This window comes from Rhodobacter sp. P2_H5, from assembly GCF_056403335.1.
In genome coordinates, this window is sequence record NZ_JBFUFS010000015.1 from 1 (window position 1) to 20,900 (window position 20,900).

The 20,900-nt window shown below is 65.8% G+C and carries 25 protein-coding genes; 13 read left to right on the top strand and 12 right to left on the bottom strand.

Going from position 1 to position 20,900, the window contains the following annotated elements:
* Positions 1-208 precede the first annotated feature (208 nt).
* Entirely contained in the window at positions 209-685 is a 477-nt protein-coding gene (locus AC1DVR_RS17595) for a type II toxin-antitoxin system RatA family toxin (protein WP_478001907.1), read from the bottom strand.
* Between the two features lie 97 nt (positions 686-782).
* Here AC1DVR_RS17595 and hpt point away from each other — a divergent pair, with 97 nt between their 5' ends.
* From hpt to AC1DVR_RS17620, 5 genes are all read left to right on the top strand, one after another.
* Complete coding sequence (gene hpt, locus AC1DVR_RS17600; RefSeq protein ID WP_478001908.1) at positions 783-1,322, top strand: hypoxanthine phosphoribosyltransferase; 540 nt, start codon at positions 783-785, stop codon at positions 1,320-1,322.
* Between the two features lie 15 nt (positions 1,323-1,337).
* Entirely contained in the window at positions 1,338-1,907 is a 570-nt protein-coding gene (locus AC1DVR_RS17605; RefSeq protein ID WP_478001909.1) for a mismatch-specific DNA-glycosylase, read from the top strand.
* Positions 1,904-2,086 (top strand): hypothetical protein, encoded by a 183-nt coding sequence (locus AC1DVR_RS17610; protein WP_478001910.1) that lies wholly within the window; start codon positions 1,904-1,906, stop codon positions 2,084-2,086. Before AC1DVR_RS17605 ends, AC1DVR_RS17610 begins: the two co-directional genes overlap by 4 nt.
* A 116-nt stretch (positions 2,087-2,202) precedes the next feature.
* The gene (locus AC1DVR_RS17615; protein ID WP_478001911.1) at positions 2,203-3,093 is read left to right on the top strand and encodes a c-type cytochrome; all 891 of its coding nucleotides are present in this window, start codon (positions 2,203-2,205) and stop codon (positions 3,091-3,093) included.
* A gap of 19 nt (positions 3,094-3,112) precedes the next feature.
* Positions 3,113-3,730 (top strand): glutathione S-transferase family protein, encoded by a 618-nt coding sequence (locus tag AC1DVR_RS17620; protein WP_478001912.1) that lies wholly within the window; start codon positions 3,113-3,115, stop codon positions 3,728-3,730.
* 136 nt (positions 3,731-3,866) lie between these two features.
* On the opposite strand, the gene lipA is transcribed toward AC1DVR_RS17620, so the two are convergent.
* A complete protein-coding gene (lipA, locus tag AC1DVR_RS17625) occupies positions 3,867-4,823 on the bottom strand; it encodes a lipoyl synthase (RefSeq protein WP_478001913.1) in 957 nt (318 codons plus the stop codon).
* A 98-nt stretch (positions 4,824-4,921) separates the two neighbouring features.
* On the opposite strand from lipA, the gene AC1DVR_RS17630 reads away from it, so the two are divergent.
* Both AC1DVR_RS17630 and AC1DVR_RS17635 read left to right on the top strand, forming a co-directional pair.
* Entirely contained in the window at positions 4,922-5,920 is a 999-nt protein-coding gene (locus tag AC1DVR_RS17630; protein ID WP_478001914.1) for a hypothetical protein, read from the top strand.
* A 192-nt stretch (positions 5,921-6,112) separates the two neighbouring features.
* Positions 6,113-6,793, top strand: coding sequence for an MIP family channel protein (locus AC1DVR_RS17635; RefSeq protein WP_478001915.1), 681 nt, complete (start codon positions 6,113-6,115; stop codon positions 6,791-6,793).
* A gap of 97 nt (positions 6,794-6,890) precedes the next feature.
* Here AC1DVR_RS17635 and AC1DVR_RS17640 read toward each other — a convergent pair whose 3' ends face one another.
* A complete protein-coding gene (locus AC1DVR_RS17640; protein WP_478001916.1) occupies positions 6,891-8,006 on the bottom strand; it encodes a DUF6456 domain-containing protein in 1,116 nt (371 codons plus the stop codon).
* 108 nt (positions 8,007-8,114) lie between these two features.
* Here AC1DVR_RS17640 and AC1DVR_RS17645 point away from each other — a divergent pair, with 108 nt between their 5' ends.
* On the top strand, positions 8,115-8,525 hold the full coding sequence (locus tag AC1DVR_RS17645; RefSeq protein ID WP_478001917.1) for a DUF6477 family protein: 411 nt from the start codon (positions 8,115-8,117) through the stop codon (positions 8,523-8,525).
* A 34-nt stretch (positions 8,526-8,559) separates the two neighbouring features.
* On the opposite strand, the gene AC1DVR_RS17650 is transcribed toward AC1DVR_RS17645, so the two are convergent.
* Both AC1DVR_RS17650 and AC1DVR_RS17655 read right to left on the bottom strand, forming a co-directional pair.
* Positions 8,560-9,501: an arginase family protein gene (locus AC1DVR_RS17650; protein ID WP_478001918.1), complete on the bottom strand. Its 942-nt coding sequence runs from the start codon at positions 9,499-9,501 to the stop codon at positions 8,560-8,562.
* Between the two features lie 186 nt (positions 9,502-9,687).
* Positions 9,688-11,232 carry a trimethylamine methyltransferase family protein gene (locus tag AC1DVR_RS17655; RefSeq protein WP_478001919.1) on the bottom strand — a complete coding sequence of 515 codons (1,545 nt, stop codon included), beginning with the start codon at positions 11,230-11,232 and terminating at the stop codon, positions 9,688-9,690.
* Between the two features lie 156 nt (positions 11,233-11,388).
* Here AC1DVR_RS17655 and AC1DVR_RS17660 point away from each other — a divergent pair, with 156 nt between their 5' ends.
* Together AC1DVR_RS17660 and guaA are read left to right on the top strand one after the other, a co-directional pair.
* On the top strand, positions 11,389-12,237 hold the full coding sequence (locus AC1DVR_RS17660; RefSeq protein WP_478001920.1) for an arylamine N-acetyltransferase family protein: 849 nt from the start codon (positions 11,389-11,391) through the stop codon (positions 12,235-12,237).
* A gap of 12 nt (positions 12,238-12,249) precedes the next feature.
* Positions 12,250-13,842: a glutamine-hydrolyzing GMP synthase gene (guaA, locus tag AC1DVR_RS17665; protein ID WP_478001921.1), complete on the top strand. Its 1,593-nt coding sequence runs from the start codon at positions 12,250-12,252 to the stop codon at positions 13,840-13,842.
* 38 nt (positions 13,843-13,880) lie between these two features.
* Here guaA and AC1DVR_RS17670 read toward each other — a convergent pair whose 3' ends face one another.
* On the bottom strand, positions 13,881-14,762 hold the full coding sequence (locus tag AC1DVR_RS17670) for an NmrA family NAD(P)-binding protein (RefSeq protein WP_478001922.1): 882 nt from the start codon (positions 14,760-14,762) through the stop codon (positions 13,881-13,883).
* 80 nt (positions 14,763-14,842) lie between these two features.
* Here AC1DVR_RS17670 and AC1DVR_RS17675 point away from each other — a divergent pair, with 80 nt between their 5' ends.
* On the top strand, positions 14,843-15,442 hold the full coding sequence (locus tag AC1DVR_RS17675) for a TetR/AcrR family transcriptional regulator (protein ID WP_478001923.1): 600 nt from the start codon (positions 14,843-14,845) through the stop codon (positions 15,440-15,442).
* On the opposite strand, the gene AC1DVR_RS17680 is transcribed toward AC1DVR_RS17675, so the two are convergent.
* From AC1DVR_RS17680 to AC1DVR_RS17695, 4 genes are all read right to left on the bottom strand, one after another.
* On the bottom strand, positions 15,432-15,773 hold the full coding sequence (locus tag AC1DVR_RS17680; protein ID WP_478001924.1) for a hypothetical protein: 342 nt from the start codon (positions 15,771-15,773) through the stop codon (positions 15,432-15,434). The genes AC1DVR_RS17675 and AC1DVR_RS17680 overlap by 11 nt on opposite strands.
* 23 nt (positions 15,774-15,796) lie before the next feature.
* A complete protein-coding gene (locus AC1DVR_RS17685) occupies positions 15,797-16,414 on the bottom strand; it encodes a M17 family peptidase N-terminal domain-containing protein (protein ID WP_478001925.1) in 618 nt (205 codons plus the stop codon).
* On the bottom strand, positions 16,411-17,031 hold the full coding sequence (locus AC1DVR_RS17690; protein WP_478001926.1) for a hydrolase: 621 nt from the start codon (positions 17,029-17,031) through the stop codon (positions 16,411-16,413). Before AC1DVR_RS17690 ends, AC1DVR_RS17685 begins: the two co-directional genes overlap by 4 nt.
* A gap of 123 nt (positions 17,032-17,154) precedes the next feature.
* Positions 17,155-18,054, bottom strand: coding sequence for a LysR family transcriptional regulator (locus tag AC1DVR_RS17695; RefSeq protein ID WP_478001927.1), 900 nt, complete (start codon positions 18,052-18,054; stop codon positions 17,155-17,157).
* A gap of 122 nt (positions 18,055-18,176) precedes the next feature.
* Here AC1DVR_RS17695 and AC1DVR_RS17700 point away from each other — a divergent pair, with 122 nt between their 5' ends.
* Positions 18,177-18,941 carry an SDR family oxidoreductase gene (locus tag AC1DVR_RS17700; RefSeq protein WP_478001928.1) on the top strand — a complete coding sequence of 255 codons (765 nt, stop codon included), beginning with the start codon at positions 18,177-18,179 and terminating at the stop codon, positions 18,939-18,941.
* Between the two features lie 141 nt (positions 18,942-19,082).
* Here the strand turns inward: AC1DVR_RS17700 and AC1DVR_RS17705 are convergent, their stop codons facing one another.
* Positions 19,083-19,559, bottom strand: coding sequence for a VOC family protein (locus AC1DVR_RS17705; RefSeq protein WP_478001929.1), 477 nt, complete (start codon positions 19,557-19,559; stop codon positions 19,083-19,085).
* 201 nt (positions 19,560-19,760) lie between these two features.
* Between AC1DVR_RS17705 and AC1DVR_RS17710 the strand changes: the two genes are divergently transcribed.
* Positions 19,761-20,009 (top strand): putative quinol monooxygenase, encoded by a 249-nt coding sequence (locus tag AC1DVR_RS17710; RefSeq protein ID WP_478001930.1) that lies wholly within the window; start codon positions 19,761-19,763, stop codon positions 20,007-20,009.
* A 105-nt stretch (positions 20,010-20,114) separates the two neighbouring features.
* On the opposite strand, the gene AC1DVR_RS17715 is transcribed toward AC1DVR_RS17710, so the two are convergent.
* Positions 20,115-20,705: a nitroreductase family protein gene (locus AC1DVR_RS17715; protein WP_478001931.1), complete on the bottom strand. Its 591-nt coding sequence runs from the start codon at positions 20,703-20,705 to the stop codon at positions 20,115-20,117.
* Positions 20,706-20,900 lie beyond the last annotated feature (195 nt).

Below are 20,900 nucleotides of genomic sequence, written 5' to 3' on the forward strand. Positions count from 1 at the left end.
GCGGCCTGTCCTTGATCTGCGGGGTCGTCTGTTGGCGCAGCGCCCCAGGCAACTGTTCAGGTTTGAACGCGAAGACGCAGACGAGCCCCAAGCTACCGGACGGGCTCATGCACCCAAGGATGGAACGGGGTCTCGTCTGCAACCTCCATTGTCGCAGATCGCCAAGAGACAAGGATGGGCAATATGCCCATCTAGCCGGAAGCGCGCCCTATCTTGTGCCGTAAAGCTTGGTGGCCCGGGCCTCGAAAGCGCGCACCACGCGGGTCATCGCCTCGTTGAAGACCAGACCGATCACCCCGGCCAGGATCGCGTTGCGGAACTCGAAATCCACGTCGAAGACCACCTTGCAGCGCGGCGCACCGGCTTCGCTCGGCGCATCGGCAAAGCTCCAGACCGATTTCAGGTGGCGGAACGGGCCGTCGAGGTATTCGGTCAGGATCTTGCCCTCGCCCGGCAACAGGGTCACCCGACTGCCAAAGCGTTCGCGGAACAGCTTGAAGGAGATCACCAGATCCGCCTCCATCACCTCATCCCCTGTGGCGCCGCCCTCCACCGGGCTGCGCGAGCGGATGCGGGCGGCAGCGGTCCAGGGCAGGAACTCGGGGTAGCGCGCGACATCGGCCACCAGGGCGAACATCTCATCTGCCGTATGCGGCAGGAGTTTTTCTTCGTGATGGCGCGTCATCTTCTGCCCTTCTCTGATCCGGCTGCGGGGCTTTGCCTCTTGCCAGTCCTGCCGCCCTGCTTTTGAGTAGGCTTGCGCCAGAAATCAAGAGGGCCCCATGCCGGAACGACCTTATGTGATCGACCAGATGATCAGCGCCAAGGCCATCGCGGCGCGGGTCGAGGAGCTGGCGACCGAAATCACCGAGCATTTCCGCGGCACCGACAAGCTGGTGGTCGTGGGCCTGCTGCGTGGCTCTTTCGTCTTCATCGCCGATCTCGTGCGCGAGATTGCCCTGCCGGTCGAGGTGGATTTCCTCGAAGCCTCCTCCTACGGCAATGCCACCCATTCCTCGCGCGAGGTGCGCATCCTCAAGGATCTTCGCGGCGAAATTGCCGGCAAGGATGTGCTGGTGGTCGAGGATATCGTCGATACCGGCTTTACCCTGACCCATGTCCGCAAGCTTCTGGAGGCGCGCGAGCCGCGGCGTCTGGCGATCTGCGCCCTCCTGGACAAGCCATCGCGGCGCGAGGTCGATATCAAGGCGACCTGGACCGGCTTCGAGATCCCCGATGAATTCGTCGTGGGCTACGGCATCGACTTTGCCCAGCGGAACCGCAACCTGCCCTATATCGGCAAGGTGCGGTTCACCGAATAGGCGAAGACATAGACGATGACTGCCCCGTTGCCCGAGATCTTGCCGGAGGTTCCGCCCGCCGTGATACCAGACGCGACACCCGACGTGCTGCCCGACTTTCTGGCGCCCGGCCTGACGGTGCTGTTCTGCGGCACGGCGCCGGGCTTTGTCTCGGCCCGGCGCGGGCATTACTATGCCGGGCCGGGCAACCGGTTCTGGGGGCTTCTGGCCGAGGCCGGGTTGACGCCACGCCAGCTGACCCCGGACGAGGATCATCTGATGCCGGGCTTCGGGCTTGGCCTGACCGATCTGGCCAAGGCGGTAGCGGGCATGGACAAGGACATTCCCGAAAGCGCCTATCTGCCGCAGCGGCTGGCCGAAGTGGTGAGCCAGTGGCGGCCCGGCGCGCTGGCCTTCACCAGCCTCAAGGCGGCGCGCACGGCTTTGGGCGACAAGCGGCTGGCGCCGGGGCGCCTGGCGGAGGATGCGCGCTGGCCGGGCATGGCGCTGTGGGCCCTGCCCTCGCCCTCGCGCGCCAATTTGCATTTCAGCGCGGCACCCTGGCTTGATCTGGGGCGCTGGCAGAAAGCGCAGGGCAAGCGATGAATCCGATCTGGCTCCTCCGCATGGTGCGCTGGCTGCGCCACCCGCCGAGCCTGGCGCGGGTGATCCTCGTGGCGGTGACCATTGGCCTCTGTCTCGCGGTGGTGGGCATCGAGCATTTTTGGGGCTGGCCGGACTGGCTGAAGGTCAATGGCCCGATGCGCGGCCTGCCGAAACCCTGAATTTCACCCGCAGCGACCACGCTCTTCCGCTTCACGATCGGGTCAAGTCGTGCCCGGCGGCTTGCCGGGCCTCACCGCCTGTGCAACCTTTCGTGAAAACGAGACAGGAGCATCGCATGGCCGCCATTCTGCGCAGTCTGGCCGCCCTCGCCATCGCGGGCGGGGCGTTCGGCTGGTATCTGACCGCCCCCGTCCAGCGCCCGACCGAGGCGCTGGCAGGTCTGACCGGCGACAAGGGCCATGGCGAAACGATCTTCTGGGCCGCGGGCTGCGCCTCCTGCCATATGGCGCCGGATGCCAAGGGGTCGGATCAGCTGGTGCTCTCCGGCGGCAAAGCCTTCCAGACCGCCTTTGGCACTTTCTACGCCCCCAATATCTCGACCGATCCGGCCGAGGGGATCGGTGGCTGGAGCACGGCGACCTTTGCCCATGCGGTGCAGGATGGCATCCTGCCGAATGGCGCGCATGAATATCCCGCGATGCCCTATGTCGCCTATGCCAAGATGGCGCCGCAGGATCTCGTCGACCTCAAGGCCTTCATGGACACGCTGCCCGCCTCGGCAGTGCCGAACACGCCGCATGGGGTGGGCTTTCCCTTCAGCATCCGCCGCGCGCTGGGTGGCTGGAAGCTTCTGTTCGGCGGCACCGGCTATGTGCTGACCGGGGATCTGTCGCCCGAGGTCACGCGGGGCCGCTACCTCGCCGAGGGGCTGGCCCATTGCGGCGAATGCCACACACCGCGCAACCCGCTGGGCGGCTTGGACAAATCGCGCTGGCTCGCCGGGGCGGCGACGCCCGATGGCAAGGGCAAAGTGCCCAACATCACCCCCGGCGCGCTGACCTGGACGGGGGAGGAAATCTTTACCTACCTCACCACCGGCTTCACCCCGGAGTACGATGCCGTGGGCGGCGAGATGGCGCATGTGGTCGACAACATGGGCCATCTGCCGGAAAGCGATGTGCGGGCCATCGTGGCCTATCTGCAGGCCGTAAAGCCGGTCAAATAGGATGGAGGCGGCGGCAGAGATGATCCTGATCGGTCAATATGACAGCCCTTTCGTGCGCCGCGTCGGCATCGCCCTGCGGCTTTACGGGATGGCTTTTGAACAGCGCCCGTTGTCGGTCTTTGGCAATGCAGCCGAGGTCGGGCGCCTCAACCCGCTGATGCGGGTGCCCGCGCTGGTGCTGGCGGAAGGTACGGTGCTGACCGACAGCCACCTGATCCTCGACTACCTCGACAGCCTGGCCGCCCGGCCACTGGCGCCGCGGAGCGAGCCCGAGCGCCACCAGGTCCTGCGCATCGTGGCGCTGGGCACCGGGATGGCCGAAAAAGCGGTGAGCCTGTTTTACGAACGCGTGCTGCATCCGGTGCCCTCGCCCACCTGGCAGACGCGCTGCGCGGCGCAGATCACCGGTGCGGCGCAGGCGCTGGAGGCGGACCGGGGCGCCCGCCCCGGCCCCTGGTGGTTTGGCGCCGAGATGAGTCACGCCGACATCGCCGTGGCCTGCGCCTGGCGTTTCCTCAGCGATGCCCTGCCCGACATCGACCGCAGCCCTTTTCCCGCCCTGGCCGCCCATGCGCAGGCCTGCGAGGCCCTGCCGGTGTTTCAGGAGATCTTTCAGGCCTTCGTGCCGCCCGCATAGCCCGGGATTGGCATAGGTCAGCCCTGGCCTGCTGCATCAAGGCCGGGGGTTTCACACCCCCGGGCCCCCGTGGGATATTTATGGACCAATGAAGGGGGGGGCCGGGGGGGGCGTTAGGGGGCAGGCCCGGTCGGGATCAGGCCTGGCCCAGTTTTTCCAGCCGGTTGGCGCGCAGGCGGGCGAAATCGTCGCCGGCGTGGTAGGAGGAGCGCGTCAGGGGCGTGGCCGAGACCATCGAGAAGCCCTTGCCCCAAGCGGCGGTCTCGTAGGATTTGAACTCGTCAGGGGTGACGAAGCGGTCGACGCGGTGGTGTTTCGGCGTGGGTTGCAGATACTGGCCGATGGTCAGGAAATCCACGTCCGCGGCGCGCATGTCGTCCATCACCTGCAACACGGCCTGACGGTCCTCACCGAGGCCGACCATGATGCCGGATTTGGTGAAAAGCGTCGGGTCAAGCTCCTTGACCTTCTGCAGCAGGCGCAGCGAGTGGAAATAGCGCGCGCCGGGACGCACCTCGGGGTAGAGGCCGGGGACGGTTTCAAGGTTGTGGTTGAAGACATCCGGGCGCGCCTCGACCACTTTTTCAAGGGCGGAGGGCGGGCATTTCAGGAAGTCGGGGGTCAGCACCTCGATCGTGGTGCCGGGCGCGCGGTGGCGGATGGCGCGGATCGTCATGGCGAAATGCTCGGCCCCGCCATCATCGAGATCGTCGCGGTCGACGGAGGTCACGACCACATGTTTCAGGCCAAGCTCCGAGACGGCATGGGCGACGCGGCCCGGCTCGAACGCGTCGAGCGCCTTGGGCTTGCCGGTCGCGATGTTGCAGAAGGAACAGCCGCGGGTGCAGATCTCGCCCATGATCATCATGGTGGCGTGGCCCTGGCTCCAGCACTCGCCGACGTTCGGGCAGCCGGCCTCTTCGCAGACGGTGACCAGCTTTTTCTCGCGCAGGATGTCGCGGGTCTGCTTGTAGCCTTCGGAGGTGGGCGCCTTCACGCGGATCCAGCTGGGCTTTTTCGGCTGCGGATTATCGGCCTTGTGCGCCTTTTCGGGGTGGCGCTCTTCGGGCAACTTCAGGTCGCGTGAGGTCATCGCTTTCTCCTGCCGCGGCTGGGCGGCCATGCCTCAGACATAACCTTTGACGCAAGGGATGAAAAGTTGTTCTCATCCGCTTTGTCCATGAAGATTGCATGGCGGCATTGCAAGCGGGGCATTTTGACATGGCCGAAGATTGGGCAAAGGTCGAAGCAGAGATCGGCAAGCTGCAGGCGAAGTGCAAGTCTTATTCCCTCGACGGGGCCAACAAGCTGTGGCACGCGATCCAGACCCGCGACAAGCTGATCGAAACGCATGAGAAGGCCTTTGAAAAGGCGGTTCTGGCGGCGCATGAGGCGGGCATCGTCGGCAAGACCGTGGCGGATTTTGCCAAGAACAAGGGTTTTGTCGATGCCAAGAAACTGCTCGAGGCGGACCGCAAGGCGCTGGTCGGCGAGTTGAAGGCGCTCGACACCTATTGCGACGAATGCGACAGCCTGGGCAAGATCGGCGACAAGATGAACGAGGCGGTGCTGAAATCGCTGAAGGCGGCGAAGGTCAGCTCTCCGGCGCAGCGCAAGGTCGAGAAGCTGCGTCTCGAACTGGCCGCCAAGGTCAAGGATCTGTTCAGCGCCCATGCCCTGGGCTTCAAGCCCGAGAAATTCCTCACCACCTTCAACGCGCAATTCGACAAGCTGATCGACCATTTCCTGGCCGAGGCGCTGAAGAAGGCCAAGCCCGCCAAGGAGGAGGGCGAGATGCCGCGCCCCCTGTCGGAGGCCAATAACAAGAAGCGCATCAAGGACATGGGCGAGCTTGACAAGCGGATCGAGAAACTCTGCAAGGACGCCCTGGCCGCCGCCGCCGACAAATCTCCGCAAAAGGCGATGAAATCGCTGGAAACCGCACAGTTCCAACTGGAGGCGATGCACAAGATCTATGGCGAGTTTGCCAAGCTGGTGTCGAAGTTCAAGAAAGAGATCGCCGAGTCCAAGGACCATGACGATGTCAAAAAGGCCGGGATCGAGATCAAGAAGCTATCCGATGACGCGAAGGCGACCTGCATGGCGACCCGCAAGAAGATCGAGGACAAATTCGCCGACGAGGAGAACCCGGAAGATTATCTGGGGCTGAACAAGCTGTTCAAAAGCTGAAGGATTTTGGCGGCCTCGACCGGGCGGCGCAGGACGCGGCCCGGCGCGGGACTGACGCGGGACGGCGGCTTTTCCCCGTGACAGCACATCGCGGCAGGCCCAGGCTTCCGAAGCCTTGGGCCGGGGGATGGGACGGGCAAGAGACGGAATTTCAACAAGGCGGATAGCGCAGATGGATTGCGGGGGGAACGGATGGCGAAAAGGATGATTGCGGAGGCGCTGGGAACTTTGATCCTGGTGCTGTTTGGTTGTGGTGCCGCTGTCTTGATGGGCGGACATATCGGGATGCTGGGGATCGCGCTGGCCTTCGGGCTGGCGATCGTGGCGGCGGCTTACGGGTTGGGCGCGATCTCGGGGGCGCATCTGAACCCGGCGGTGAGCCTGGGCATGGCGCTGGCCGGGCGGATGAGCCTGAGCGACTTTCTCGCCTATGCGGTGGCGCAGATCGTGGGGGCGGTGCTTGGCGCGGGAATCCTTTATCTGATCGCGACCGGCAGGGCGGATTATGTGATCGCGGTCAATGGTCTGGGGCAGAACGGCTATGGGCCGGGCTATCTGGGCGAATATGCCCTCTCCTCGGCCTTGATCTTCGAGACGGTGATGACCTTCCTTTTTGTCACCGTCATTCTGGGAGCGACCGAAAAGTCCGCGCCCGGGGCCATGGCGGGTCTGGCGATCGGGCTGACTTTGGCCGCGATCCATCTGGTGGGGATCGATGTGACCGGGGTATCGGTCAACCCGGCGCGCTCGATCGGCCCGGCGCTGTTTGTTGGCGGCACGGCGCTGGCCCAGCTTTGGGTCTTCATCCTGGCACCCCTGGCCGGCGGCGCCGTGGCGGGACTGGTCTACAAGGCCGGGATCACCCGGGTCTGAGGCTTCGGGAAGATGGGCAGATTGCCCATCCTACCAATAGCCACCTGCGCTGCGGAAATTTGGTAGGATGGGCAATGTGCCCATCTTCCCAGGGGTTTCACCCGATCAGCGGGCCGGACCTGCCATAGGTCTCGTCATAATGCCGGCGCAGGCGTTGCAGGGCGATGCGCAGGACGATCTTGCCCGAGCGCGCGGCCCAGCCCATCCGGCGCTCGGCCGCCTCGATGCCTTCCAGGAAACAGCAGACCCGCAAGGCCACATCGCCGAGACCCGGGCCAAGGTCGCGCAAGGCTGCGGCCACCCTTTCGCGCGCGGCGCGCGGTCCCTCGGCCAGGCCATTGTCGGCGCGAAAGCCGCCGCGGTCGCCGGTGGTCAGGAAGCGCTCCCAGTTCTGCGTGACGCGCGGGCCCATCTGCGCCAGCTCGAAATCCTCGCGCAGCCGTTCGGCCGCGTCGATCAGATCGGGCGTCAGGAAGACCTTGCCGTCCTTGTCGCGCCGCCGCCCCAGCACCGCCACCGGGCTTTCGGCGAGGTTGTAGCGCATCCGGCGCGGGCCCTCGTCGGTCGCGATCTCGCGTTCGGCCCAGTCGCGGTGCTGGCCTGCGAAGGCCGCCGGCGCCTCGGCGAGGCCGAGGCGGGTGCTCTCCTCCTCCTCCACCATCCGCCTCAGCGCCAGCCTGCCGGTGGCGGACAGCTCGTAACTCGTCACCCGCCCGGCCTTGCGGATCGCGATCCAGTCCTTCAGCACGAAGGCCTGGGCATAGGCGCGGTCGACCACCCCGGTGCGCGCGCTGCGCCCATCGGGAAACTCGCGCATCACCACGGCCTTTTCCATGTCAGGCGCCACCGCCAGTACCGAGCCCGGCTCGGCCAGGCGGCGCAGGATCCGGCGGCCCTCGCGGTGGAGGGCTGCTTCATCAAGGGCAAGGTTCGGGTGGCGGAGGGGGGCGGACATGGCTGGATCCTTTCTGGCTGGTTCCGAAGAGGGGCTTGCCTGCTGCCGGGCCAGGGCCTCCAGCGCTTCGTCCAGCAAAGGATCGTCGCGGCGGCCCTCGTAGCGGCGGACCTGGCGCAGGACGGTGGAGGCGTGCCGCCCGTCGCGCCGGGCAATGGCGCGCAGCGACAGGCCGGTTTCGGTGTGATCAAGGTATAGTCGCACCGCGTCCGGTATCCAGGCAGGCAGGGTCAGATGGGCGCTCAGATTGGGTTGCATATCGGGTTCCGGCTGCGGCGCAAGCGACCGCGTAGAGACAACTTGCAGTTTTACGACACTGAGCAGCATTCATTACCCAATCGTTAATTTCTGAGCATCTTCGTATAATTGTTTCGAAATCTTAAACAAACCAGTAACCATCGCACGGTGGAATCCGGCGTTGTGCAACGCTTGGTTGTGCTGCGGCATGATGCGCAAATCGAAACAATACGCATCGGAGTTGCTGCCATGACCGACTTTCGCGCCCTGCTCGCTGACCTGCGCCGCCCGCAGCTTTTGATCCGCGCGGCCCGCTTCGGCCTGTGCGATTACCGGCGCGACCGCGACCTGAAGCGATTGCTTGACGGCCAGCAGCCGGCCCCGGACCGCGCGGTGCCGCGCCTGTTGAACGAGGAGGAACGCCTTGAAGAAATTCGCAAATCCGGCGATGCCGCCTATTCGCTGACCCGCCACATCGAAATTTTGATCGCGCTGATGGCCGAAGTGCGGCTGTTGCCCCGGGTGATGGTCAAGCTTTAGGCCCGCACCACACCCTGTCGCGGCGGGTGGCCGGTCAGCCCTGACGGACCGACCACCCGATCGCATTGCAGATCACCCGCGCCGCCGCGTTGGCCGAGCGCAGGTCGGCATCGCGGGCGGGGACCAGTTCGACGACCGAGAGGCCAGCCAGCCCATGCGCCTGGATCGCGGCCTTCAGGATCGCCGTAAGCTCGGCAAAGCTGAAACCGCCGGGCGAGGGCGCATTGACCGCGGCACAGACCGAAGGGTCAAAGGCATCAAGGTCGATCTGGATGATCAGCGGCGCCCCGGAGGGGATCAGCCCGGCCACACCTTGCGGACCAAGGGCGCGCGCCTTCTCCACCGTCACCAGCTTCGCACCCCAATCCAGCGCGGCGCGCACCTCGGCAGGCCCCGCGCTGCCGACGCCGCGCATGCCCACCTGCGTGATGGACCCGACATGCCCCTGTTCGGAGGCGCGGCGCATCGTGCTGGAATAGCCGAACTTTTCGCCGCCCACCGTGTCGCGCCAGTCGATATGCGCGTCGATCTGCAGGATGTTCACCCTTGTGCCGGCAAAGCCCGCCAGAAACGGGATCGGCACGGAATCGTCGCCGCCGATCATCACCGGCACCGCCCCCGCCGCCACGATCTCGCGCGTGGCGGCGGCGATGGCGGCGCGGTTGGCGGGCCTGTCCAGCGGGTCCAGCGCGAGATCGCCAGCATCGAAAAGACCATGCTGACCCTCGTTCAGCAGGGGCCCGCCAAGGTCGAAATCGTAGTTGCTCAACAGCGAGGAGTTCTGCGTCGCCGCATCGCGGATCGCCTGCGGCGCCGTGCTGCTGCCGGTGGCCACATCATAGCCCATGTCCGAGGTGGCCGGATAAGGCGTGCCATGCGCGGCCCCGAATATGACGTGATCGCGCGGGGCAAGCGGCTGTTCCAGCGCCGGGCAGTCGATGAAGCGCCGGGTGGCGGGGGTGAAACGGTGAGACATGGAAAGACCTTTCGGACCGGCCATCATCTCCCGGACGTCCGAAACGGGTAAGGAAAGGCTAGCCGCGCCCGCCCTGCCCTGTCAATTTCCGCGCGCAAACCCCCGCCGATTGACGCCCGGGACGCAACAAAAAGCCCGCGCCAAACCCTTTCGGCGCGGGCCTTCCCGTTTCCGTTATCGAAACGATCAGATGAACGCATCCGGCATCGAGGCTTTGCGGTTGGCCACGAAAGCCTCCAGCTCTTCCTGCTTGCCTTCGTCCAGCGCGGGCTGGACGTAATCGCCCAGCATCTTCTTGACCCGCTCCGAGGCCAGGGCCTGGGTGTCGCGCGACCCCTCATCGGCCCAGGTCTCGAAGGGCTTGTAGTCGAAAAGATCGCTGCGCCAGAAGGCGGTCTTGAAGTTGGCCTGGGTGTGCTCGCAGCCGAGGTAGTGGCCGCCCGGACCGACTTCGCGGATTGCGTCCATCGCCTGGCCGTTGATATCCATATGCACGCCCTGCGCCAGATGGTGCAGCGTGCCCAGCTGGTCGGCATCCATCACGAACTTCTCGTAAGACGACACCAACCCGCCCTCCAGCCAGCCGCAGGCATGCAGCATGAAGTTCACGCCCGACAGAAGCCCCATGTTGAGCGAGTTGGCCGATTCGTAAGCCGCCTGCGCATCGGGAAGCTTGGAGCCGCAGAAAGCCCCCGCCGAACGGTAAGGCAGCCCCAGACGCCGCACCAGTTGGCCCACGCCATAGGTGATATGTGCGGCTTCCGGCGTCCCGAAGGTCGGCGCACCGGAGTTCATGTCGATCGAGGTCACGAAAGCCCCGGCAATCACCGGCGCGCCCGCCCGCACCAGCTGGCTATAGGCGACACCGGCCAGAACCTCGGCCAGAACCTGCGTCAAGGTGCCCGCCACCGTCACCGGCGCCATGGCCCCGCCGACGATGAAGGGCGAGACGATCGCCGCCTGATTGTTCTGCGCATAAACCTCCAGCGCACCCATCATGATGCCGTCAAAGGTCATCGGCGAGTTGATGTTGATGAGCGAGGTCATCACCGTGTTCTGGTCGACGAAGGCATCGCCGAACAGGATCTTCGACATGGCCACCGAATCAGCCGCCCGCGACGGCTCGGTCACCGAACCCATGTAGGGCTTGTCCGACAGAGTCATGTGGGCCAAGAGCATGTCGAGGTGGCGCTTGTTCACCGGAATGTCGGTCGGCTCGCAGACCGTGCCGCCGGAATGGTGCAGCCATTTCGACATATAGCCGAGCTTCACGAAATTGCGGAAATCCGCCAGCGTCGCATAGCGGCGCCCACCTTCGGCATCGCGGACGAAGGGCGGGCCATAGACCGGGGCGAGGACCAGATTCTTGCCGCCGATATCGACATTGCGCGCCGGGTTGCGGGCATATTGGGTGAAGCTTTTCGGCGCGGTGGCGCAGAGCTTGCGCGCAAGGCCGCGCGGAATATGGACGCGTTCGCCCTTCACATCGGCGCCGGCATCGCGCCAGCGTTGCAGGGCGGCGGGGTTTTCGACGAAATTCACGCCGATCTCTTCCAGAACGGTTTCCGCGTTCCATTCGATGATCTGCAGGGCTTCTTCGTTCAGGATCTCGAAATTCGGGATCTGGCGTTCGATGAACTTCGCGGTCTCGAAGCTGACAGCCGTCCGCTCGGCCCGGCGTGTTGCCCCACCGCCGCCACGCACTCGGCGCGCTGCACCCGTATCGCTCATGGTTCTTCTCCCGAAAGTTTTGCCTGTTATGGCCGAGGTGGCGGCTTTGCGGCGCCCCGAAAGCGCCGCTTGCGGCCTAAAACCGACATCGAACTTTGACGGAAACGACGCGTCAGCGGCGGCGCGCGGCTTTAGGCTGGCGGAAAGGAGCGTGTGATGCGGCTGGACGACTATCTCGAACGGATCGGGCTTGCGGGTCCGCCAGATCAGGAACGGACCCCGACCCTGGCCACCCTGCAGGCCGTCCACCGGGCGCAGGCCCATGCCATCCCCTACGAGGGGCTGGATATTCAGCAGGGCGTCCCCCTCGACCTCGACCCCGAACGGATCTTCGACAAGCTGGTGACCCGGCGCCGCGGCGGCTGGTGTTACGAGACGAACGGGCTTCTGGGCTGGGCTCTGGGCCAGTTGGGCTTTGAAGTCCGGCGCTGCGTGGCAGGCGTCTATCGGCGCGAGCGGGGCGATGCCGCCTTGGGCAACCACCTGACACTGATCGCTTTCCTGGATCAGCCCTGGCTTTGCGACCTCGGCCTCGGCGACGGGTTGCGCGGGCCGATCCCCCTGACCGAGGGGCTGCACCACGACGGCAAGCTCAGTTTCCGGCTGGAGCGGCTGCCCGACGGCTACTGGCGCTTTCACAACCATCCGCTTGGCGCGCCCGAGACCTTCGATTTCAGCGAAACCCCGGCGGATGAGGCCATCTTCCTGCGCCAGAACGCCTATCTGCAATCCGACCCCGGCTCGCATTTCGTCCAGAATGCCGAGGTGATTCTGATGGGAAAGGACGATTCCCTCACCCTTCTGGGCCGGGTGTTGCGCCGCACCACACCCGAGGGGGTGGAAAAGCAGCGCATCGACACGGCGGAGGCGCTGGAAACCCTGCTTTCCGCGCATTTCGGCATCAAAGACGTCGATATCTCCCGCCTCTGGCCCCGGATTCTGGCCCGCCACCGCGAGCTTTTCGGCGAGGATCAGCAGGGGTCTTGCGATTCTGCCGCGCCCTAGATAATCGGGCGCATGACCCAAGCTGCATCGCACCCCGCCCCGCTTCACGCCCCCCAGCATGATCGCCTGCTGATCATCGACTTCGGTTCCCAGGTGACGCAACTGATCGCGCGCCGTCTGCGGGAGCTGCACGTCTATTGCGAGATCCACCCTTACAACAAGATCGACGACGCCTTCCTTGCGGACTTCGCACCCAAGGCGGTGATCTTCTCAGGCGGCCCGGCCTCGGTCTATTGGGACGGCGCGCCGATGCCGCCGATGGGCGTGTTCGAGATGGGTGTGCCGATCCTTGGCATCTGCTACGGCCAGCAGGTGATGATGCATGTGCTGGGCGGCCATGTCGAAGGCGGCCACGGCACGGCGGAGTTCGGCAAGGCCTACGTCACCCCCGCCACCACTGACCTGCCGCTGCTGGAAGGCTGGTTCACCACGGGTGACGAGCAGGTCTGGATGAGCCACGGCGACCATGTCTCCAAAATCGCCCCGGGGTTCGAGGTTTACGGCACCTCCCCCAACGCGCCTTTCGCGATCACTGCCGATGTGAAGCGCAATTTCTACGCCGTACAATTCCACCCCGAGGTGCACCATACACCGAAAGGCGCCGAGCTTTACGCCAATTTCGTGAAACTCGCGGGCTTCAAGGGCGACTGGACCATGGGCGCCTACCGCGAAGAGGCGATCCGCAAGATCCGTGAACAGGTCGGCGATGCCAAGGTGATCTGCGGTCTGTCGGGCGGGGTCGATTCTTCCGTCGCGGCGGTGCTGATCCATGAGGCCATCGGCGACCAGCTGACCTGCGTCTTCGTCGACCACGGGCTTCTGCGCTTGGGCGAGGCGGAGCAGGTCGTCTCGATGTTCCGCGACGAATACAACATCCCGCTGATCCATGCCGATGAAAGCGCGCTCTTCCTTGGCGCGCTGGAAGGCGTCTCCGACCCTGAGGTCAAGCGCAAGACGATCGGCAAGCTCTTCATCGACGTGTTCCAGAAACACGCGCATGAGGTCGGCGGGGCGAAGTTCCTCGCCCAAGGCACGCTTTACCCTGACGTGATCGAAAGCGTCAGCTTCTCGGGCGGGCCCTCGGTCACCATCAAGTCGCACCACAATGTCGGCGGGCTGCCGGAGAAGATGGGCCTGAAGCTGGTCGAACCGCTGCGAGAGCTGTTCAAGGACGAGGTCCGCGCCTTGGGCCGCGAGCTTGGCCTGCCGGCCAGCTTCATCGGCCGCCACCCCTTCCCCGGCCCCGGCCTTGCCATCCGCTGCCCGGGTGAGATCACCACCGAAAAGCTGGAGATCCTGCGCCGCGCCGATGCGGTCTATATCGACCAGATCCGGAAACACGGGCTCTACGATGAGATCTGGCAGGCCTTTGCCGCCATTCTGCCGATGAAAACCGTCGGTGTGATGGGTGACGGACGCACTTATGACTATGCGCTGGCTTTGCGGGCGGTAACGTCAGTCGATGGCATGACGGCGGATTACTACCCCTTCACGCATGATTTCCTCGGCCAGACCGCCACGCGGATCATCAACGAGGTCAAGGGCATCAACCGGGTCTTCTACGACTGCACCTCCAAGCCGCCGGGCACGATCGAGCTGGAGTAGACCAAGGCTAAGGGGGCGCCTCGCCCCCTTCTCACGCCCTAGCGGAACGCGGCCAGGTTGTCCTGCAGCCAGCCCGCGGCCGAGCGCGGTGCGTGGCCGGTCAAAGCCGCGACCGTGGTGGTCGTCTCGGTCATCACCTCGTCATGGAAAATCCGGTCCAGACCCAGCTGCAGATCCGCGACCATCGGGGTCTGACCGGAATCGATCAGGACCTTGCGATGCTCCTCGGGCGTGCGGTGGTGGTAGGTCACCGGCTTGCCCAAAAGCTGCGACAGGGTTTGCGCGATATCGGGCATGCTGACCGCCGCCGGTCCGGTCAGGTGATAAGCGCGTTGCGCCTGCAGATGCTGGTCATCCAGCAGCACAACCCGCGCCGCATCGGCAATGTCGCGCGTGTCGATCAGGTTGACGCGGCCCTCGCCCGCGGCGCCGCCCCACCAGCCCCCGGCCACCGCCTTGCCGGCCCGCGCGGTGAGGATATCGACAAAGGTGCTGGGCCGCAGCACGGTATAGCCGAGATCCTGCCGCGCCAGATGCGCCTCGATCTGCATGTGCCAGTCGAAAGGATGCAGCCGGGTCGGCGGCCCCATGACCGAAAGCTTCACGATATGCGCCACGCCCGCGCTGACCGCGGCATCAATCAGCGCGATCTCGTTGGCGACCTGACGGTCCGAGGTGCCATGCGCCAGGAACAGCCGGTCCACGCCGCGCAAAGCCTCGGTCAGGCTGGCCGGGGTGCCGAAATCCACCGTCTTCCGCGCCACCGTGGAAGGCAGCCGCGTCGTGCCGGCATCCCGGGTCAGCGCCACCAGATCCACCGGATCCTCGGCCAGCCGCGCCACCAGCGCCGCCCCGACCCGGCCCGTGGCCCCCGCCACCGCAATCCGCACCCGCTTTACCTGCACAGAGACACTCGACATTTCCCGCTTCCCTTTCTATCTTGGAACAATCGGTCCACCATACATGGAACGATCAGTCCAAGATGTCAAGCGAGATGATCATGTCCGGCAAACCCCAGTTCGACGAGGCCTCGGTGATCCAGGCCGCGATGCAGGTGTTCTGGCGCCACGGCTATGCGGCGGCCTCGATCGACCAGCTGACCACGGCGATGGGCCTGTCGCGGTCGAGCCTGTACAAAAGGTTCACCGACAAGGAGGGCCTGTTCCAAGAGGTGCTCTCTGCCTATGCTGCCCGCGTGTTGCGCCGGATGAACGCGGTGGAGGGGCAGACGCGGCGGCAGCAGCTGGAGGCTTTGCTGCTGGATTTCCTGCCGAAACCCGGCACGCCGCCGCGCCCGCCGGGCTGCATGCTGGTCCGCTCCTGCGCTGAGATGGCCGACCTGCCCGAGGCGGGCCGCGCCCTGGCGCTGGAGGGCCTGACCCAGCAACGCGCGATCTTCCGCGCCATCCTGGAAGAGGCCGTCAAGGCCGGCGAGCTGGCTCCCGACGCCGATCTTGCCGCGCTGTCCTGGCATTTCCTCGGCCTGTTGCAGGCGATCATGACCCTGCCGCAGGCCGGGGCCTCGGCTGAGGATCTGCGCAAGCTGGTCGATCTTGGCCTCAAGGCCTGGCCAGCGCCGGAAGCTGCCCCTACGGCGTAAGATCGCCCGGCGGATGCTGCAGCGAAAGGCTGCCATCCGCACTCAGGACCACGCTCGCGCGGGTCTTGCCATCCGCGTCGATCAGCACCACGCCTGAGGCGCCGGCGTTGTTGAGAAACAGATAGGCCGAGGCGCCGCCCGGCCGGTCAAGCTTCAGATGCCCGCCCTTGGCATCCAGTTCAAAAGCCGCACTTGGCCCCGAAGGGTCAGGGTTGCGCAGCGTAATCGACGGCAGGCCGTTCGCAGCCGACAGGACCATGCGCGTGACACCGGCGGCATCGACGATCCGCAGTTCCTGCGTTGTCACGGCGGATGGGATGGGATCAGGCATGGCAGACCTTTTGAGACGGGCGCTCAGCGCGCTTGGGTGGGAGGAAGGCTGTGCAATGCGGCGCCGAAGCGCGCGATGGCCCCGGCAAAACGCGGGCCGCCCACGTCAAAGACCCAGCGTTTCAAAACCGGGGCATCAGAAAAGTCCAGCGCGTGCAGCCTGGCCTGCAGGTCAAGTGCCTGGACCAATCCGGCCACCATCGCCTCGGGCGCGCCGGAAGTGGCGGAGCCGGGCAAGCCGCCATCCAGCATCCCCGGCGCAAAGGCCACGGAGCTTGCCTTCAGCGCCCCGGCAAAGCCCACGGCGGTCGCCACCGCCCGCGCCATGACCTGCGGCGTCCAGACCTCTGGCGCGCCGAGACCGATCAGCAGCACCTGCCGCGCGGCAATCCCTGACGGCGGGCGGGGGATCAGCAGCGTCTCGCCCTCAGCAGCCGCAAAATGACCCTCGCGGCGCAAAAGCGTGGCGGCATGGCCGAGGGTGGCATCCAGATGGGCAAGGCCGCCGGTCGGGCCCTCCCCCACTTCATGCGAGAACATGCAGGCGCAGGACAGGTCCACCTCCGCCGTCACCGCATCCCGGACCGCGACCTCGACCGAGACGCCGTGGCTGAAACCGATGGGGACGGGGCTTTCCGTCACGGCTTGATCATGTCGCGGGCATAGGCGAGGCCGATGCCATAGCCGCCGGCGTGATCCTCGACGATCGCGCGGGCGCCGTCATAGGTGTCGTGCCGGGTCCAGTCGCGCTGCAGCTCCAGCAGGACCTGAATCCAGCTGGTCATCCTTGCGCCCGCATCCGCCATCCGGCGCAGCGCGAGGTCGTGGCTGGTCGCGGTCAGACCGCCGCAGGCGTCGCCGACGACGAAGACCTCATAGCCCTCGGCCAGCGCATCGAGGGTCGGGAAGGTCACGCAAGCCTCGGTCAAGAGGCCCGCGATCAGCAGGCGTTTGGCGCCGGTGGCCTTGATGGCGGTGCGAACGGTTTCATCCTCCCAGACGTTCATGTTGCGGCGTTCGATGGCCACGACATCGGGGATGGCGCGCTGGATCATCGGCATCACCGGGCCGCTGTAGACCCGGCTCGCCGAGGTGGAGGCGATGATCGGCAGGCCGAAGACCTGCGCCGTGCGGGCCAGCGCCACCAGATTGTCGCGCAGGGTCTGGCGGTCTTGCGAGCCGACGCCAAAGGCCAGACCGGCCTGGGTGTCGACCAGAAGCAGGGCGCAGTCCTTGGGGTCAAGCAGCGATTGGGTCATCCTGAGTCTCCTGCACAGGGGGGCCGGGGGGTGCCGCGGGGGGGGCCGGCGCCTCGGTTTCTGCGGTCATGGTTAGGGTCGGCCCCTGCCCCGCACCATCATACCAAGGTGTTAGCGGCGGTTTCACCGCTCCCAATAGGGCGGGTCGCCGAAGGCCTGCTTCAGATGCTCGGCCAGGGCGCGCAGCTTGGCCGAGGGGTTGCGGCCCTCGGGATGGGCCATGTGGATGAACTCGGGCTCGGGCGTTACCCCGACGTCGATCTCGACCAGATCGCCGCTCTTGACGGCAGGGGAAGCGATGAAGGCCGGCAGAAGGGCGATGCCGAGGCCGGCAATCGCCGCATCGCGCAGCATGTCGCCGTTGTTCATCCCCATGGCGAGCCTCGCCCGCACCGTGATCGTGCCGGCATCGGTCTGAAAGCGCCAATCCGCGACGCCGCGGTTGGTGTAGAACAGACCACGGTGCGCCTGCAGATCGTGAAGGCTCTGCGGCGTGCCATGCGCCGCAAGATAGGCGCGCGACGCGGTGAGCAGCCGGCGGCTCGGCGCCAGTTTCCAGGCGATCAGGCGGCTGTCGGCGATCGGCCCGTTGCGGATCACCGCGTCATAGCCCCCGGCAGAGATATCGACCCGGCGGTCGTCGATATCCAGCGTCAGCTCGATCCCCGGATGGGCGGCGAGGAAAGGGTAAAGCGCGGGCCCCAGATGCATCCGGCCAAAGGTCACCGGGGCCGCGATGCGCAAAGGACCCGACAGGGTGCCGCGCCGCTCGGCCATGGCGACGGTGGCCTCGCCGATCTCGGCCATGATGCGGCGGGCGTGGTCGAGGAAATCCACCCCGTCCTCGGTCAGCGTCAGCTTGCGCGTCGTGCGACGCAACAAGGCGCCGCCAAGCGTGCGCTCCAGCTCGGCCAGCCTTTCGCTGACCACCGATTTCGACAGGCGGAGCCGCCGCGCCGCCTCGCTGAGCGAGCCGCTTTCGACGGTGGTCACAAAGGCCGCGATGCCCTCGATCCTGATCATCGTTCGGCCTTTCCGAATTCGAGTTCCACGATTGGCAGTCTATTGCGAACGCCAAGGAGGCGCCATCTTCCTGTCATCGCAACCGCGGCCGAGGCCGCATCCAGATGAAAGTGGAAAAGATCATGCCCCGTTTGTCCAACAAAGTCGCCATCGTGACCGGCGCCAGCTCCGGCATCGGCCGGGCCACGGCCCTCTTGTTCGCCGCCGAAGGCGCCAGGGTCGTGGTCGGCGCCCGCCGCCAGGCCGAACTTGACGCGCTGGTGGCCGAGATCACCGCGGCCGGCGGCGAAGCTGTCGCCGTGGCCGGCGATGTGCGGTCGGAAGACTTCCACAAGGACCTGGTGGCCGCCGCCGTCCGCCACTTCGGCAAGCTCGACATCGCCTTCAACAATGCCGGCACCCTGGGCGAGGCAGGCCCGAGCACCGGGGTCTCCGAAGCCGGTTTTGCCGATACGGTCGCAATCAACCTGACCGCCTCGTTCCTCGCGGCCAAGCACCAGATCGCCGAGATGGAGAAGAACAGCGGCGGCTCGGTGATCTTCACCTCGACCTTCGTGGGTTACAGCTTCGCCTTCCCCGGCGTGGCCGCCTATGCCGCGAGCAAATCCGGGCTGATCGGCCTGACACAAGCGCTGGCCGCCGAATTTGGCCCCGCCAAGGTGCGCGTCAATGCGATCCTGCCGGGCGCGGTCGATACCGAAATGTACCGCGAGATGAACGACACCGCCGAAAAGCAGAGCTACATCACCAATCTGCATGCCCTGAAGCGGGTGGCGACACCGGAAGAGCTGGCCCGCTCGGTGCTGTACCTGGCCTCGGATGATGCGAGTTTTGTGACGGGCACGGCCTCGCTCGTCGATGGCGGCGCCTCGATCACGCGGAGCTGAAACGGGACCTGCGCCGGACCAATATCTGGTTCGGCGCGCACCACTTCCGATTTTTCGCAGAAAAATCGTGCCACGCCCCGTCATTCGATTTTTCGACGAAAAATCGTTCTGCCCTCAGTCTTTCGATTTTTCTGCGAAAAATCAGGCGCCGCGGACCGCGGCTTCGATCGCGGCCACGTCGATCTTTTGCATCGTCATCATCGCGGCGAAGGCGCGTTCAGCCTTGACCCCGCCGGCCGCCATCGCCTCGGTCAGAACACGCGGGGTGATCTGCCAGGACAGGCCCCATTTGTCCTTGCACCAGCCGCAATCGCTGGCCTGGCCGCCGTTGTCGAGGATCGCGTTCCAGTAGCGGTCGGTCTCGGCCTGATCCTCGGTCGCGACCTGGATCGAGAAGGCTTCGGAATGTTTGAACACCGGCCCGCCGTTCAGGCCCATGCAGGCGAGGCCCAGCACGATGAAATCCACCGTCAGGACCTGGCCCTTCCTGCCACCGGGAAAGTCGCCGGGCGCGCGGTGAACGGCAAGCACCCGGCTGTCGGGAAAGGTCGCGGCGTAGAAGGTGGCGGCCTCTTCGGCGGCATCGTCGTACCAGAGGCAGAGTGTCGGCTTGGCCATCGCATCCTCCCTGTGCTTTGACCCAGAATGCGCGCCGGGCGCGGCTTTGGTCAAGGACTTGTGGTCCTTCGCGCCTTGGCGCTAGTCTGGCCCCGACACCGCCGGATCCTGGCGCCGCGCCATGCCGGGCGGCGCCAGGATCCGGCGGCCCCCTGGTGCAAAGGCCTGAAGATGATCCGTTTGCGTGGTCAGATGATCTGCATGACCCAAGAAGAACTGGCCGCGGTGCAAAGCCATCTCGCGGCGCATCTGGCGCTGACAAGGGCCGAGCCGGGCTGTCTGACCTTCGAGGTCAGCCCGACCGATGATCCGATGATCTATGAGGTGATGGAGGCCTTCCGCGACCGCGCCTCCTTTGACGCGCATCAGGCGCGGACGCGCGAGAGCGCCTGGTTTGCCGCGACCCGCGGCATCCTGCGCGACTTCCGGATGGAAGAAATCGGCGACTGAGGCCCGCGGGCAAAGAAAAATCCGCCCCGGGCCGGGGGCGGATCCTGATAAGCGAACAGATGGTCCGGAACCCGAACTGTCAGGCCCGCATTCCGGAACAAATCTTCAGAAACTGCCGTGGCGGGCGACCTCTTGCAGGGCGAGGCGGCCGTTCGGGACTTCGCGCGGGCGATAGGCCTCGGGCAGCAGGTCGGGCGTGCCTTGGCGGCCGAGGGCCACGACGGCATAAAGCTCGTGATCTTCCGGCAGTTTGACGGCGGCCGCGGCCTTGTCCTTGTCAAAGCCGCCCATCGCATGGGCGATCCAGCCGTTGATATGGGCCTGCAGCGCCAGGCTCATCCAGGCGGCGCCGGCATCGAAGGCATGGGTCGAAAGCGCGGTTTTCACGCCGTCACGTTCGACCACCGTCTTGGCGCCGATCACGACGAGGGCTGCGGCTTTCTCGGCCCAGACCTTGTTGCCGGGGGCCAGCGTTTCGGCGATGGCGGCAAAGCCCGGCTCACCGCGCAGGGCCCAGACGAAGCGGGCGGGTTGGAAATTGGCGGCCGACGGGGCCCAGCGGGCGGCCTCGAGGATCGTGTTGACCTCGGCCACCGTCATCTCGGCCGCGGTGAAGGCGCGCGGCGAGGAGCGTTCCAGGAAGATCGGGTCGACCGGATGGTCGGCGATGCGGGCGGGGGTGACAGGAGCATTCATGGCGATATCCTCTTTGTGTTGCCGCTAACCTAGGGGCAGGTGCCAAGGCGGAAAAGGCCTGTGCGCGCAGAGCACCCCTGCAGGAATGAACAGAACTCCGGGTTCGGCCCCCTCATTGGCGGGGTTTGCGGCGCGGCCGAGCCCGGGCTTTTCCCGATCTGCCCGCAAAAGCACCTTTCGCCCTTGCAGCCGCGC